Origin of the sequence: Labilibaculum sp. DW002 (genome assembly GCF_029029525.1) — a bacterium.
GTDB lineage: Bacteria > Bacteroidota > Bacteroidia > Bacteroidales > Marinifilaceae > Paralabilibaculum > Paralabilibaculum antarcticum.
Map to the genome: position 1 here is coordinate 1 of NZ_JAKJSC010000013.1, position 16,142 is coordinate 16,142.

The following is a 16,142-nucleotide window of genomic DNA, read 5'->3' on the forward strand; positions in this document are numbered from 1 at the left end:
AGTTTCTTAGGAAATTATGGGTTGGTCACTTTTCGGTCATTAAACTAAAATGTCTTCACACATAGACACGTCATTCATTTCGTTCTCACCACCTTTAATGTTTTGTAATTCTTCTTGTGATATTATTTCAAAATTGTTCATGTTGTTTATTTTAGTTTTTTGTTGGATTACACCCCTTTATTCCTCTTTTTTTTAAAAGGTAACCCTGTAAAGCGTTTTTTTTTAAGAAAAAATAAAAAAAATGCTCTATATTTAGAACCTTATTAGTTTTTTAGAGTATTGTAAAATACTACTAGTGAGATTTTTATAAGAAACTATATGCGCGCGAAAAATTTTATAAAAAAGATTTTTATTTTTTCTCTTTTTCTTCCATTTCTATCAATTGGAAGTGTAAAAATGAATTCTAGATTATCATTTAATGAGTCATTTGTACCTCAAGAGATCGATGCAGATTCTTTACTTAAAGAACAGTTTAGTAGGGCTGCTAATTTTATAAGAAAGAGTGATTTTCAATATGCAATTCAATCTTTCGAAAATGCAGTTCATACAATAAGAGAGGGCGATGTGTCTGATAATACAATGATTTACAGAACCTATGTGAATTATGGTGTTATTTTAAATCGGTTTGGAGATCGAAAAAAAGCCTTAGAATATTATAACCTTTCTGAAAGTTTTACCATAAAGGTATTTGGTGAGGACTCACAAAAATTAGTTCCTATTTACGTGAACAAGGGAAATCTATTTAATGATTATGAAAACTTAGTAAAAGCGCAAAACCATTACGAAAAAGCTTTATTACTTTTAAAAAATCAGAGAGAGTCAAAATGGTTTGCAAAAATTACACATAACCTTGCCGTAGTTGCTTATAAAAAATACAACTATTCAGAAGCTTTAAAATATCTTTTAGAAACTTTAACTCTCAAGACAAAACAAAATATTGACAATGCCTCTAGTACAAAAAACCTTATTGGTAATTGTTATAAGCAATTAAAAAATTATAAAGAAGCGGATAAGTATTTTCAAAATAGTATTTCTGAAGTAGAGGAATTATATGGTAGTGATTTTTATTTATTGGGAGATTACTATTTGAATTATGCTGTTTTTCAAGATGAATTCGATAGAAAGGATAAAGTTTTACCTTATTTAAATTTGGCTTTAGAGGTTTACAAGAAAAATTTCGGAGAAAATCATCCCAGTATTGCACTTTGTTTGGAAAATTTTGGAGATTATTATTTTAAAAAGAAAGATCATTTAAGTGCATTACAATATTATCAGAAGGCATTGATTTCAGAGTTAGAAAATTTTAACAATAGTACTATCTATTTTAATCCAATAATGAGTGAAATTGATCCACAAGTATCTACGCTGGAAATTTTAAAATCAAAAGCAGTTGCACTTTTTAGTTTGTATGAGAAAACGAATAGCATTGGAGATTTAGATTTTTCCCTACAAACCTATGATCTTTGCTTAGATATTGTCGATAAAATTAGAATTGGATATCAGGATGAAGAGAGCAAATTTGCTCTGTCTAAAAATGAAAAGGAAACATTTAATAGGGCAATAGAAATTGCAGTTAAGCTTTATGAACTAACAAAAGACGCTAAGTATAAAGAAAAGGCTTTTCTATATTCTGAACGATCGAAAGCGGCAAGTTTAATGTCTTCTTTAAATGATGTGAATGCTAAAAGTTTTGGTGGCATTTCTTTAGAATTACAGAAACAGGAAAGAGAATTAAAGTTGAGTATAGCCAAGTATCGAGAAATGGTTCATGAGGAGAGAAGAAAACAAGCTCCAAATAGAGATTCGATTACACGTTGGCAAAATGTACTTTTCGATTTTAATGAGCAATACGATCAAATGGTGCTTCAGTTCGAGGAAGATTATCCAGAATATTATGCTTTAAAATACGATACTAAAACCATAGAGCTTGAAGAATTACAGGATCGAATGAATGAGAATGATTTATTACTTGAATATTCAATTTCCGATTCAGCTCTTTTTACTTTTGTAATTACAAAAGAAAGTTTCGAATTGCAACGACAAGAAATTGTAAAAGATAGCTTTGATCTTCATTTAGAAGAAGTCCGTGACGCTTTAAAAACAAATGATTTTGCTGATGCAAGTATAAATTACTACAAAAGGTACACACAATCTGCTCATCAATTGTATAAATATTTGGTAGGAGAGAACGACAGCATCCTTACAGGTAAAAACCTACTTATTGTCCCAGATGGAAAAATGGCCTACATTCCTTTTGGTGTTCTTTTAAAAGAGGAAGCTGATTCTACATCAATGAATTATAGAAATCTAAAGTATTTGATTAAAGATAACAGCATTAGCTACCATAATTCAGCAACTCTAGGATTTAATAATGAGTCGAGTAATTATGGTTTTTCATCTTCTAAATCGGTTTTAGCCTTTGCGCCTTCCTATAATGATGTAGATGATTCTATTTTAATAACAGAAAGAGCTTATCGAGATAAGCTATATCCTTTACCAGGTGTTAAAGAAGAAGTAAATAACATATCAAAAGTAATTGCGGGTGATTTATTTGTAGATGATTTAGCTACTGAAGCTAATTTTAAAGCAAATGCGAGTGAATACGATGTATTGCACTTGGCAATGCATACCATTATTGATGATGAAAACCCTATGTTTTCCAAATTGGTTTTTACGCAAAACTCCGATACAATTCAAGATGGTTTATTAAATACGCATGAAATTTACAACATGAATTTTAATGCCAGAATGGTTGTCTTGAGTGCTTGTAATACTGGCGATGGTAAATTGCAAAAAGGAGAGGGAGTAATGAGTTTAGCTCGAGGATTCTTTTATGCTGGTTGTCCAAGTGTTATTATGACTTTATGGACCGTAGAAGATAAAACAGGATCTAATTTAATGAGTAATTTTTATACTCTACTTGCTAGTGGTTTAAAGAAAGATGAAGCGTTGCGTGAGGCTAAATTGCAATACCTGCAAACTGCTGATGCTTTAAAATCTCACCCTTATTTCTGGTCTGGTTACGTAACAATGGGAGATGTAGATCCTCTTTACGATGATCGATTTAGAAATACAATAATGTATTTGGCCTTTGGTACCATTGGACTTTTACTTCCTTTTTTCTTTTTCCGCCGAAGAATTAAAAATAAAATAGCAGCTTAAATAAATAATTTACCTTCCTATTTATTAATATCCTCATTCTCTAATGAAAGAAAAGAGCATGGACTTGTTTGGTCCAAATTAGCTTTCTTCCAACCTAACAATTCATTCTACGTATTATTTATTACAAGGAGAAGTAATAATGAATTTGGTATAATTTATGTAGTTGTAGATTTTAATGAGAATATGTACCTTGCTTCAACTTAAAAAAGAACAGATTTAGTATGCTTAAGCAGAGTTTACAACAAAAATTATTACAAAAGTTATCACCTCAACAAATACAGGTGATTAAACTTCTTGAGCTCCCAACCCTACAGCTCGAAGAAAGAATAAAAAAAGAATTGGAAGAAAATCCTGTTTTGGATGAAGGAAATACGGAAGAAGATTATCGCGATGATAATCAGGCGGAAGAAAGTCCTGATTCAGACAAGGATAAAGAGGAATTCTCTCTCGAGGATTATATCGATGATGATGATACACCATCGTATAAATTGTCTGCTCAAAACTATTCTAAGGACGATAAGCACGAAGATATACCATTCTCTGGTGGGACAACTTTTCATGAACAATTAATTAGTCAATTGGGTTTAAGAATTCTTGCCCCAGAAAAGGCTGCTTTGGCCGAATATCTAATTGGTAATATTGATGAGGATGGCTATTTACGTCGCGATATTGACAATATTGTCGACGATTTGGCTTTTTCTACCGGCATTAATACCAGTTTCGAAGAGTTGGTTGAAATACTACATGTTATTCAGGACTTTGACCCTGCGGGTATTGGTGCACGCGACCTTCAAGAGTGTTTGCTGCTACAGATTAAACGTAAGGGATCTCACAATCCTGATGTGAAGAATGCACATATTATCCTAAAAAAATATTTCGATGAATTTACTCGTAAACATTACGATAAAATTCAGAAACGTTTGAATTTGGAGGACGAGGATTTTAAATGTGCGGTTGATGAAATTCTAAAACTAAACCCGAAACCAGGTGGTGCTTTTGTTAATCCAATGTCGAAGCCGTCACCAACCATTATCCCCGATTTTATTCTTGAAGAACAAGATGGAGAGTTGAATTTGAGCCTTAATTCACGTAATGTTCCGGATTTGCATATTAGTCGCTCTTATTCCGAAATGTTGCAGGATTATTCAAATAATAAAGAGAATCAATCTAAGGAGCAAAAGGATGCGGTGATGTTTGTGAAACAAAAACTGGATTCGGCTAAATGGTTTATTGATGCTATAAAGCAAAGACAAAATACATTGTTGGTTAGTATGAATGCGATAATTGAATTCCAGCGAGAGTATTTTATGGAAGGTGATGAGCGAAAGTTACGCCCAATGATTTTGAAAGATATTGCTGAAATCACAGGATTAGATATATCGACTATTTCGCGTGTGTCTAATTCCAAATATATTCAAACCCATTTTGGTATTTTTTCACTCAAATATTTCTTTTCAGAAGGTATGCAAACCGATTCCGGAGAAGAAGTTTCGACCAGAGAAATTAAAAATATCCTGCAAGAATGTGTTGATAATGAGGATAAGCGTAAACCACTTACCGATGATAAGTTGGCAGCTATTCTTAAAGAAAAATCCTACGTTATTGCACGAAGAACTGTGGCCAAGTATCGCGAGCAGCTGAATATTCCTGTTGCACGCTTACGTAAAGAATTATAAATACTGTTGAAGAATAAATAAGTTGGTGCAAAGAAAAATATCTTTGCACCTTTCTTATGGGTATCAGTTCATTTTGATACTCTTTTTTATATAAGAACTATAGAATTATGAATTTTGCCCGAATAATTTCCGGATTGGCTCATCCAATGTTAATGCCATTAATTTCTGTATTTGTCATTTTTCACTCAGGAACTTATCTCGATTATACACCACATGTATTGATTCGGGTAATTTATTTGATCGTAGCGATTTCAACAATATTATTACCCATTAGTATTTTGCCACTGTTAAAGAATCAGAATATGATTTCTGATATGGGTTTGGAAAAACGAAACGAGCGTTTAATTCCTTTATTAATTACAACGCTATTTTATGGATTGGGTTATTACATGTTGCTGAAATTTCCAATCACAAGAGTAGTTGCAAACCTTCAATTGGCAGCAATTATTTCTATTTTATTAATAAGCTTAATATCCTTAAAGTGGAAAATTAGTTTGCATATGGCTGGAATAGGTGGTTTTATAGGTATGCTTATCGGTTTTTCCTTTCTTTATTCGAGCTCTTTAAAATTTATTTTTATGATAGGAATTCTAGTCGCAGGCTTAATTGCTTACGCTAGGTTAAAATTAAACCTGCATACTCCATCTCAGGTGTACGCAGGTTTTATATTAGGTTTGATAACTGTTGCTTCTTGCTTATTACTGATGCAGTAACCACAAATCTGGTTGCTTATTTATTTTTCGTAGTCTTACTAATTCTTTAATTGCGGGTTCTTTTTTTGCGAACGACTGCAATACAACTCGAAATTTACCTTTTTGTTCAAGTACAATACTAGGGTAGCCTTTCTCGTATAATCTGCTTTTGAATTTTTCAGCTTGACTCTTATAATTATAGCTTGCTGCTACAATGTGATAATCCAAAGAATTTCTATTGGCAGCAATCTGTTCTGTTGTTAATTTAGGATCCGGCTTTTTTGGTGCTGGAGTTAATTCCGGAACTAATCTTTTTGCAGTTTGTTCAGCAACTTTACCTTTCTCAACAGGAGTTACTACCTTTTTATCTTTACATCCAGTAAAAAGAAGAAAAATAAGAAGTAAGAAGACGTTAAATTTTACCATTGCGAATTCGATTTGAAAATCATCGTTTAATATATAGCCAGTTTTCTTTGTTTTCTTCCGAAGCACGTGCCGACTTTAATTCTTGAAAAGCAAGTTTGCGATCAGAGAAAGCTTTATAAGAAACCCTATGAAAACCATTTGATGCATTGTGAACTTCGGCAACATATCCTTGTTTCGTTAATTTTTCCTGCAAACGCTCGGCATTTTTCAGTTCTTGAAAGCTAGCTAGAATTAAGAAATATTTGTTTGGAACCTTTTCTATTACCGGCTCAAGTTTCTTTTTAGGGGCTGGTTTGGGTTTTGGTGTTGCTTTCACAACTTCTTTTTTAGCTTTCACTTTAGTAGCTACTTCTTTTTTTTCTGGAGTTTTTGCCTCCTCTTTACATGAAGATACTCCAATCGAAAGAATTAGTGAAGCTATAAATACGATTCTAATATAGTTTTTCATATCGGTAAGATTAATATAATATTAACAAATTTACAATTTTATTAATGATTTCAATAATACTTTGTTTATTTGTTAGATCATAATGAAAAGATCTATATCACTATCATCTAACTGTATTTGTGAAAAAATCAGTAATACGTAATATACGTAGGTATTATTAAAATCGAAAGATAATTTTAGATCATAAACTTGTGAAATATATTAAAATACTATTCAATTAAAAAATAAATATATGAAGACTATTGCGTTGGTTGCTCACAACGAAAAAAAAAGTGAGATGTTGGCCTGGGTTAAGCGCCATATGGATGAACTGAAGAAGCATAGATTAATAGGTACAACAAATACATCAAAACTATTAAATTCTGTTTTAGATCTTGAAGTTGAGGGATTTGGTCATGGACCGAACGGAGGAGACATACTTTTGGCAGCTCAAATACTGGAAGGTAAAGTTGATGAAATAATTTTCTTAATTGACGTAGAGACACCTCATGGACATGAGCATGACATTCAAACTTTGATTCGAACAGCAGTATTAAATAATGTACCAATTGCATTGAATCTTGCAACGGCTGATTTTCTTGTTAAACTCAATAAATCGGAATTGTAATATCGTGTTAACGTTAAATTAACACAAAAATAATATTTGTGAAATATTAGGCTCTCCATGTGTTAGTATGTTTGCGAAGAATTTACGAACTTAATAACATGGATAATTTTTATTTGATTATTGTTGTTGTGCTATTCGCACTTGCTATCTCCGACCTAATTGTTGGGGTGAGTAACGATGCTGTAAATTTCCTGAATTCAGCATTCGGATCCAAGGTTGCACCACGCTGGGTAATTTTGATTATTGCCAGTTTGGGTATTCTTGTTGGAGCTACTTTTTCCAGTGGTATGATGGAAGTGGCTCGTAAAGGTATCTTTCACCCCGATCAGTTCTACTTTGCCGAGATCATGATTATTTTTGTAGCGGTGATGTTAACAGATATCCTTCTTTTGGATTTCTATAATACGATTGGTTTACCGACATCTACCACCGTTTCTATTGTATTCGAATTGCTTGGAGCAGCCGTTGCTGTTGCCATTGTAAAAATTATGAATTCAGATGAAACACTTCTTGAATTAGGGAATTATATCAATTCAGCCAAGGCTCTCGCCATTATAACAGGTATCCTCTTAAGTGTGGTCATAGCATTTACTGCAGGTGCCTTGGTACAGTATATAACGCGTTTAATTTTTACTTATAAATACGATAAGCGATTTAAGTATTTGGGAGCTATTTTTGGTGGTTTTGCTATTACAGCAATTACTTACTTTATCCTGATTAAAGGAGCTAAAGGCTCTTCTTTTATTACTAAAGAGACTTTAACCTGGATTAAGTCAAATACTTTCCTAATAATTGCGACTTGTTTTATTGGATGGACTGTTCTTCTGCAATTATTGGTATGGTTGGTTCGATTAAATATTCTTAAAGTTATTGTACTTATCGGAACATTCGCTTTGGCTATGGCCTTTGCTGGTAACGACTTGGTTAACTTTATTGGTGTTCCTTTAGCTGGTTTCAAATCTTTCCAGGCATTTGTAGCAAGTGGTTCTTCTGACCCTTATGGCTTAACTATGGATATGTTAGCAGGTAAAGTTCATACTGAGACTTACCTTCTGCTTATTGCAGGTATTGTAATGACCGTAACACTTTGGTTCTCTAAAAAAGCGAGAACAGTAACTGAAACAGAACTTAGCTTAAGTAACCAGAACGAAGGTGACGAGCGTTTCGGCTCTTCCTTCTTTGGACGTTTAATTGTACGTCGCTCACTATCAGCAAATAGTACTTTTAAGAATATACTTCCTGCAAGTGTTAAAACAGGAATTCAGAATCGTTTTAAGAAAGCTGAAGCTCCTGCAGGAATCGATAAAAAAGATATGCCGGCATTTGATATGATTCGTGCATCGGTTAACTTAACTGTTGCCAGTATTCTGATTGCGATTGGTACGTCTTTAAAATTACCATTATCAACAACCTACGTTACTTTTATGGTTGCTATGGGTACTTCTCTGGCCGATAGAGCTTGGGGACGTGATTCTGCTGTTTATCGAATCACAGGTGTACTTACTGTAATTGGAGGTTGGTTTTTCACAGCATTAAGTGCCTTTACCGTTGCCTTTATCTTCGCTAACCTGATTAGTTGGTTCGGTTCAATTGCAATTTTCGGTCTGTTGGCTCTTGCTATATTCTTTGTTGTTCGCTCTCATATCTTCCATAAGAAAAAAACGAATGCTACGGATCTCGAAGAGAATACTGATGAAGAAGATGCTTCTATCATTATTAAAGGAGAAATTTTTGAACAGTTAACACATGCGGTTGCTGTTGTAACAACAAAAATTCCTAAAGTATATGGGAAAATTGTTACCGGATTAGCTTACGAAGAACGCACGAATCTAAAAGAGTCTCTTAAAAAAGTGAGAAAGCTCGATAAGGAAGCAAAAGCTCTGAAAGATCAAGTTCCTTTTGTAGTACAAAAATTGGCAGAAGATAGTATTACTACGGGTCCATTTTACGTACAATTACTTGATTATTTAAGAGAAATTGCTCACTCAATCAATTTTATTGCCGAGCCTGCTTTTGATTATGTGGATAACAATCACAAATCTTTGGTTCCAGAGCAAATTGAAGAGTTGAATACAATTCAAGCTAAGTTGGAAGATTTCTTCAAAACGATTAATCGTCTGTTACAAGATAACAATTACGACTTGGATCAAATTGAGAAAGCTTTTGCGAAGCAGAAAGACTTGCTAACTTCTTTACGCAAGTTCAGAAAAGAGCAAATTAGAAGAATTAAAGCTGAAAGAGTAGGAACAAGAAATTCGGTTCTTTATTTAGGAATCATTAATGAAACGAAAAACCTTGTACTTTATTCAGGTAACCTTCTGAAAGCTTCTCGTGATTTTACCACAATGAATGGTGAAGAGACAGATGAAGATTTGTAGGCAAGAGCTTGCATTTATATAACAACTTAAAAAGGGTATCCAAATTGGATACCCTTTTTACTTTTCAACTAATTTCTTATTTTATTTTTCGTTTAAGAATTCCTTCTACTTCAAATGATTTTTCGAATTCCTTTGAATTTTGTTCAATGTAGCTTTCAAAACTTTTTGGATTAGTAAACTTTTTGGTGAACTTCTCTTTTGATAAAAAATAGAGTTTGTATCTATTTCCTGATATTGATTTGAAACGATAGATCAAAAATTTATTATCATCGTCTGATCCGATAAATTGAAGGTTTAAATAAGTGTCTTTTTTAATCTTTGATGAAAACATGCGCATGTTAACGATGGATTCAATGTGTTCAGATGAGTCAACAAATTCTTTTAATTGAACTAGGTATTCCGTCTTATTAAAAGGAATTACTTCTAAAAATCCTGAAGTATCATCTTCTTTATTGTCTGATGAAAGATACCATTGTCCCAATAGATCTGAATCAATAATTGAATTGTCTGAATTTGTAATTGGCACTTCCGACTCGTAATGATTACAAGAAGTCAAAACGAATATTGCCAGTACTATTAATAGCGTTTGTCTTTTCATAATGCAATTGTTTTATTGTAGCAGTTCGAACAGTTTTTCCATTCCAACACTTGCAGTCTCCCTAATATAAGTAATATTTTGCTTCGATTGTACATTTGGCTGATTAGGATCTATCACATAAATGGGCGTATCATCAGGAATGTAATCCGTTAATCCTGCAGCAGGATAAACATTTAAAGAAGTTCCGATGATAAGAAATACATCAGCTTTGGCTACAATTTCAGCGGCCTCACTAATGGCAGGAACACTTTCTCCAAACCATACAATATGCGGTCGCAATGGAGAACCCTTTTCACAAGTATCCTTTAAAGTTAGCTCCCACTTGTCCAATTCATAAATCAAATTGGAATCTACTGTACTGCGGGCTTTCTTTAATTCTCCGTGCAGGTGCAGTATTTTAGTACTCCCAGCTCTTTCGTGCAGATCATCCACATTTTGAGTTACTATTTCAACATCGTAGTGTTTTTCAAGTTCGGCGACTAATTTATGCCCTTTATTTGGCTCACATTCGAACAATTGTTTTCTGCGTTCATTGTAAAACTGATGTACCAAGTTTGGATTTTTTGCCCATGCCGTAGGACTAGCAACTTCCATCACATCATATTCATTCCAAAGTCCGCCCATATCGCGAAAAGTGCGAATGCCACTTTCAGCACTCATACCTGCTCCACTTAATACAACCAATTTTTTCATAAAAATTATTTTACCAATTCAATTTAAGAATTTAATATTAATTTCAGTTTAAAAAAGAATTGAGTAGGACATTACTTTTTTTTCATAAAGTAAAGAATGAAAAGATTTACAAATTCCTTTACAGGATTAAATCTTTCAACTAACAATGCAGGAATAACAAAACAAACGGGTAACATGTCTAGAATCAAATACAAAATTACAATAGCCTTAGTATTTATTATTTTTTCAAACGTTGCTTGTTTTGCCCAAAAATCAAAATTTGATAGTTTAAATGAAACCTATGCAATACTTCAGGCTTATTCTAGTCGAATCGAATATAGATTGAACAGAAAAATAGTTATGGATGAGTATGTAAGAGAAACTGTACTTAAAAGGATTAATATGAAAACTTTTTCTAATCAACTTTACAATACTTTTGATCCTGTAGATATTAATGGACTACTAACGGAACATGATTTAATTGATATTCGTGAGAAAATTAACTCCCTTCAATCTCCTCCAAAATTGAACCGTAAGAGCTTAAAAAAATTAAAAATTTCAATAATTAAAAAGAAGATATTTAGTAGGAGCAATCAGCCATATTATAAAACATCACTACCAATATTTTTCAAATACAATCAATTTTCAATCATCTATGTATACAGTAGTGATGAATTTGGTGAATATTGTGATGCAATAGAAATGTTTAAAAAATCAGATGATAATGACAGTTGGGAATATTTTGGAGGAATATTGATAGGGATGAGCTAATTTCATAAAGAGATATTGTTTGTCTCTTGTTAGTTTTAAATTAATCATCTTAATGAAAATGTAGTGCTATGTCAGGAAGAGGAATAATAGTAGTGATTATATCGATTTTTTTATCAAGTATAAACTGTTTTGGGGACAATGATGCTACTCAATCGGATAATAATTACCAAGTTTTACAAGCTGTTTCGAAAATGAGGAGTGAAGGTTTGAATAGGAATATACTATTAAGCGAAAGGATTATTGAAGACATAAGAAAACGAATGAAATTTGCTACATTTTCTAATCAGCTTTATAAAGGATTATCTCAGGTGGATATTGAAGGTATAATCTCAAAAGATGACATAACTGAGCTTCATGGTAAAATTGATTTTCCTCAAGCGCATATAAAGTGGGATCGAAAAAAAATAAAAGAGGAAAATATATTAATAGGGAAGCATAAAAGAGGGAAAAACCGCTATCGACCCTACTATAAAACGCAACCTCCTTCTTATTATCAAACTTCTCCTCCGGTATTTTTTAAAAACCATCAATTCGCAATCATATACATATATACTTATTGTGGTTGGGAATGTGATTCTGAGCAAATAGAGGTTTATAAAAAGAATAATAATGATGAATGGGAGTATTTTGGTTATATTTTTATTGGAATGAGTTAAACTAAAATAAGAGCTTATCTAGTAGGTAGGCTCTTATTGTGTTCAATATTAATTCGCAATTCGTCTAAAATCACTCAATAAAAAATGATCTGTCTGTTTCTTTTTTACCATATGGTAATCGAAATAGTAAAACTTCCCATCGCCAGCACCAATTAAAACTTTAAAACACCTCGCTTTGTGTTTAGTCTGTTCTGGACCAACCTTATGAAGAAAAACTACATCCTTATTTTTACTCGCAATTGCCTCTTCAATTTCATCTTCGCTTACAAATTTTACTTTTCCAGGATATACTTTCCTGATTTTAGCAATGGAATTGGCATTCTTCTGTAATTCTTCTTGCAGTAAGTATAAGGTCTTGCCTTTTATTTTAACATTGTTCTTGTTGTAATATTTCAGTACATTTTTCGAGATAATTTCAGGATGCTGCACTACCAAACCAACATGATTTTGCACAAAATGAATTAAAGAACCCATTTTATACAAATAGCGGTCTTCATCAATATTAAGGTAAGAAAGAGGAATCGAGCACAAATCGGTCATGCTTGCCAAGTCTTTAGCAGGTCCACCCAAAAGCAAACTTAAAAAATGATACCTCGCATTGGTTTTGTCTTTATTAAAAGTAACAGTACTTGTAATTAGGAAAGAATAATTTGGATCTGATTTCTTCTTTTTAAACTCATCATAGGAAATAAAAGCATAGTCAGTTAAATGCCAGTTTTTCTTTATGAGCTCTTTTATTTTAAAATTGTATCCCGAAAGGGGACTACCTTCTATTACAACTAAAGTTTTTGTATTGTAAAATTGCTTGTAGTCGGCAGCACTTGGCAATTGTGCTTGTGCGTACGATTGCAAACACAAGAATGAAACTAATATGCTTAATATTGTTTTATACATCTTTTTATCTTTTACACACAATAAGCTGATTGCGTGAGTAATTAATAAATTAGATTGAAATTAGTCATTTAATTATGTCATTCAAAATTGGAGAGGGTTCTAATTGATGTTAAAATTCTCTTAGAAAGTCGTGATTCTGTGCCGATTGCAAATTTAAAAATCAGCAATTTTTTAAAATCTGAAAATCTATTAATTTATATCAAACTTCTTTTCTATTTTTGTTTCATGATTGATCAATCAACAGTACAAAGAATTTTTGATACAGCTCAAATTGACGAAGTTGTTTCCGATTTTGTTACACTTCGTAAACGAGGTGTCAATTTTTTGGGTTTGTGTCCATTCCATAACGAGAAAACACCATCATTTACAGTATCACCTGCCAAAGGTATTTATAAGTGTTTTGGTTGTGGAAAGGGAGGTAACTCGGTTAATTTTGTAATGGAGCATGAGCACTTGGATTATGTAGGTGCTTTAAAATACCTTGGAAAAAAATATCATATCGATATCGTTGAAGAAGAACTGTCTCCTGAGCAAGAACAAAGAAAGAACGACAGAGAGAGTATGATGATTGTCAACTCTTTTGCACAAAAATATTTCACTGAGAACCTTTACCAAAGCGAAGAAGGTATTGCTGTTGGAATGAGTTATATGAAACAGCGTGGTTTTCGTGAGGATGTAATCAAAAAATTCCAAGTTGGTTTTTGCCTTGATAATTGGAATGCTTTTTCGAATAGTGCCACACAAGCAGGATATAAAAAAGAATTTCTTGTTAAAACAGGATTGAGTATCGATAAGGAAAAAGGCTTAATTGACCGTTTTAAAGGACGCGTTATTTTTCCAATTCATGGAATTGCCGGTAGAACACTTGGTTTTGGAGGGCGTATTTTAAAGAAAGATCCTAAGGCTGCTAAATATTTGAATTCTCCTGAGTCTGAAGTATATCACAAGAGTCGTATTCTATATGGTATCTATCAGGCTAAAAAAAGCATGGTACAGAATGATAAATGCTATTTGGTTGAAGGTTATACCGATGTCATTTCTTTTCATCAGGCGGGTATCGAGAATGTTGTTGCTTCTTCGGGAACAGCTCTTACTGCCGATCAAGTTCGATTAGTAAAACGCTTTACCAATAATATGACTATCATTTATGATGGTGATCCTGCTGGGATAAAAGCCTCTCTTAGAGGAATCGATTTGGTTTTGGAACAGGAATTGAATGTGAAAGTGCTACTTCTGCCGGAAGGTGAAGATCCAGATTCTTTTTCAAGAACGATGAGTTCTTCCGAACTGATACAATATATAGAGAAGAACGAAACTGACTTTATCGTATTTAAAACGAATTTACTTTTAGCCGATGCTAAAAATGATCCGGTTAAACGAGCTAATCTTATTATAGATATTGTGCGTTCAATTGCTATTATACCTGATAATATTGTTCGAGCGGTTTATGTACGCGAATGCAGCAGTATTCTTAATGTAGATGAAACGGTATTGTACAACGAAATCAATAAAATAATCCATAAAGTAAAAGAAGATACTTGGAAAAAAGATCAGAGATCTAATCTTCCAGAAGATCAATCGCCACAACAATTTGCAGAAAGCTCAGCTTTTCTTCGTTCGGCAAATGAATGTGATCTCGAAGAGAGAGCTTTGGTGCGAACATTACTAAATTTTGGTGGTGAAATTTTGTTCAGCGATAAGGACGAAGCAGGCAAGGAAGAACAAATGTTGGTTGGAGAATACATTATATCGGAAATAATGAGCGACGAATTAGAGTCGGTTAATCCTTTATACAAGTTGGTCTTTGATCAATACAGCGAAAACCTCAAGAACGCTTCTTTTAATTCCAAGACATTTTTTCGAGATCATAGCAATGAGAAAGTAAGTCAATTGGCTGCCGATATTTTAAGTGAGCCACATCAATTAAGTGGTTTATGGACAAGAAACGAAAGTGTCATCGAATCGGAAGAGATGAAATTAAAAGAAATCGTGCCTAAACTGGTGAACGAATACAAAGGAAAGAAGGTTCGTTTGTTAATGAAAGAAGTTATGCAGGAAATGCAAAAAGCACAAGAAACAAAAGATTCTGACCGAATGATGGAGCTAATGAAGCAAAAAATGGTCTTGGATCAAATTAAAAATGCCATTGATAAAGAATTGGGCGGAAGAACCATATCATAGAATATTTTAAATCGACATAAATGAAAACTGTATTTATAGAGGGTAAAGAGCAAATTGAAGAAATAATTCGTTCCTGTGATATCTGTAACATAGGAGTTATCGATGCAGATAATAAACCTTACGTTGTACCAATGAATTTTGGCTATCACGATGGATATATTTATCTGCACGGAGCCGATTTTGGGAAATTGATCGATTGCATGAAAGCAAATCCTGAAATTTGTATTACTTTTTGTACACCACCCGAATTGGCTTTTCAGGATGCTCATATTGCATGTAGCTATCGCATGAAGGGAAAAAGTGTTGTCGCTAGAGGAAAAATAGAGTTCATTACCGATTACGATCAAAAGGTTGATGCTTTAAATATTACAATGGCGCAGTATACCGATAAGAAATTTACATACAATTCTCCAGCGGTTAAAAACGTGGAAATTTATCGATTAAAGCCAGAAGAGCTTACCGCAAAAGAATTCGGAGCCCCACACGGGAATAATTTTCCTTGGCAAACAAAACGAGACAATAAAGAATCTAAGAAAGATTTATAGATATCCTAAGCCTTCTCAATCGAGAGGGCTTTTTTATTACTCCTTATATAAAGCGGTTTGGGCGTTTCTCTCATTCTTCGGGTTAGGCTTTCCATTATTACTCCTCGCTTCTATATATAGTATAGACTAGTTAATACCCAAAAGTAGCAATCTTTATTCTTTTCCTACCAATTCTGAATACCGCTGTGGCGTATTCACTACTCCCGATAGTTATCGGGACCTTAACGCTCCTGTTTTTCCATTTTATTCCATTAGTTGAGCACCCTACTTCATCAAATAGCCTTATTTATACTAGGAGTTGTTTTTTATTTCAAGTTTGAAAATTCATGGGTTTCTAGCCTTCAATTGGCAGTCTTTGCGATGAATTTTGTCTGTGTATTGATTTTTTTGTTTTTATTTTATTTTTTTTTGATCAGGTTACTAGGTGTTTAAGTGT

The 16,142-nt window shown here is 33.1% G+C and carries 15 protein-coding genes; 9 read left to right on the plus strand and 6 right to left on the minus strand.

What is annotated here, in order from left to right:
• Positions 1 to 39 precede the first annotated feature (39 nt).
• Positions 40 to 168, minus strand: a complete 129-nt coding sequence (locus L3049_RS21700) for a ComC/BlpC family leader-containing pheromone/bacteriocin (protein WP_425440826.1) — start codon at positions 166 to 168, stop codon at positions 40 to 42.
• A gap of 228 nt (positions 169 to 396) precedes the next feature.
• On the opposite strand from L3049_RS21700, the gene L3049_RS21370 reads away from it, so the two are divergent.
• The 3 genes from L3049_RS21370 (at position 397) to L3049_RS21380 (ending at position 5,551) form a co-directional block, all read left to right on the plus strand.
• Entirely contained in the window at positions 397 to 3,162 is a 2,766-nt protein-coding gene (locus L3049_RS21370) for a CHAT domain-containing protein (protein WP_275111876.1), read from the plus strand.
• 221 nt (positions 3,163 to 3,383) lie between these two features.
• Entirely contained in the window at positions 3,384 to 4,838 is a 1,455-nt protein-coding gene (gene rpoN / locus L3049_RS21375) for an RNA polymerase factor sigma-54 (RefSeq protein WP_275111877.1), read from the plus strand.
• Between the two features lie 107 nt (positions 4,839 to 4,945).
• Positions 4,946 to 5,551: a phosphatase PAP2 family protein gene (locus L3049_RS21380; protein WP_275111878.1), complete on the plus strand. Its 606-nt coding sequence runs from the start codon at positions 4,946 to 4,948 to the stop codon at positions 5,549 to 5,551.
• Here the strand turns inward: L3049_RS21380 and L3049_RS21385 are convergent.
• Positions 5,537 to 5,956, minus strand: a complete 420-nt coding sequence (locus L3049_RS21385; RefSeq protein ID WP_275111879.1) for an SPOR domain-containing protein — start codon at positions 5,954 to 5,956, stop codon at positions 5,537 to 5,539. The genes L3049_RS21380 and L3049_RS21385 overlap by 15 nt on opposite strands.
• A gap of 19 nt (positions 5,957 to 5,975) precedes the next feature.
• Entirely contained in the window at positions 5,976 to 6,404 is a 429-nt protein-coding gene (locus L3049_RS21390; RefSeq protein ID WP_275111880.1) for an SPOR domain-containing protein, read from the minus strand.
• Positions 6,405 to 6,636: 232 nt separating this feature from the next.
• Here L3049_RS21390 and L3049_RS21395 point away from each other — a divergent pair, with 232 nt between their 5' ends.
• Positions 6,637 to 7,011, plus strand: coding sequence for a methylglyoxal synthase (locus tag L3049_RS21395; protein ID WP_275111881.1), 375 nt, complete (start codon positions 6,637 to 6,639; stop codon positions 7,009 to 7,011).
• Between the two features lie 98 nt (positions 7,012 to 7,109).
• Positions 7,110 to 9,389: an inorganic phosphate transporter gene (locus L3049_RS21400; protein ID WP_275111882.1), complete on the plus strand. Its 2,280-nt coding sequence runs from the start codon at positions 7,110 to 7,112 to the stop codon at positions 9,387 to 9,389.
• A 76-nt stretch (positions 9,390 to 9,465) separates the two neighbouring features.
• On the opposite strand, the gene L3049_RS21405 is transcribed toward L3049_RS21400, so the two are convergent.
• Both L3049_RS21405 and L3049_RS21410 read right to left on the minus strand, forming a co-directional pair.
• Positions 9,466 to 9,987 (minus strand): hypothetical protein, encoded by a 522-nt coding sequence (locus L3049_RS21405; RefSeq protein WP_275111883.1) that lies wholly within the window; start codon positions 9,985 to 9,987, stop codon positions 9,466 to 9,468.
• Between the two features lie 12 nt (positions 9,988 to 9,999).
• Entirely contained in the window at positions 10,000 to 10,680 is a 681-nt protein-coding gene (locus L3049_RS21410; protein WP_275111884.1) for an SIR2 family NAD-dependent protein deacylase, read from the minus strand.
• Positions 10,681 to 10,776: 96 nt separating this feature from the next.
• Between L3049_RS21410 and L3049_RS21415 the strand changes: the two genes are divergently transcribed.
• A complete protein-coding gene (locus L3049_RS21415) occupies positions 10,777 to 11,430 on the plus strand; it encodes a hypothetical protein (protein WP_275111885.1) in 654 nt (217 codons plus the stop codon).
• Positions 11,431 to 11,498: 68 nt separating this feature from the next.
• Complete coding sequence (locus tag L3049_RS21420; RefSeq protein WP_275111886.1) at positions 11,499 to 12,086, plus strand: hypothetical protein; 588 nt, start codon at positions 11,499 to 11,501, stop codon at positions 12,084 to 12,086.
• Positions 12,087 to 12,134: 48 nt separating this feature from the next.
• Here L3049_RS21420 and L3049_RS21425 read toward each other — a convergent pair whose 3' ends face one another.
• Entirely contained in the window at positions 12,135 to 12,980 is an 846-nt protein-coding gene (locus L3049_RS21425) for a hypothetical protein (RefSeq protein WP_275111887.1), read from the minus strand.
• A gap of 225 nt (positions 12,981 to 13,205) precedes the next feature.
• Between L3049_RS21425 and dnaG the strand changes: the two genes are divergently transcribed.
• Together dnaG and L3049_RS21435 are read left to right on the plus strand one after the other, a co-directional pair.
• Entirely contained in the window at positions 13,206 to 15,161 is a 1,956-nt protein-coding gene (gene dnaG / locus L3049_RS21430) for a DNA primase (RefSeq protein WP_275111888.1), read from the plus strand.
• 20 nt (positions 15,162 to 15,181) lie between these two features.
• The gene (locus L3049_RS21435; RefSeq protein ID WP_275111889.1) at positions 15,182 to 15,706 is read left to right on the plus strand and encodes a pyridoxamine 5'-phosphate oxidase family protein; all 525 of its coding nucleotides are present in this window, start codon (positions 15,182 to 15,184) and stop codon (positions 15,704 to 15,706) included.
• Positions 15,707 to 16,142: the final 436 nt, after the last annotated feature.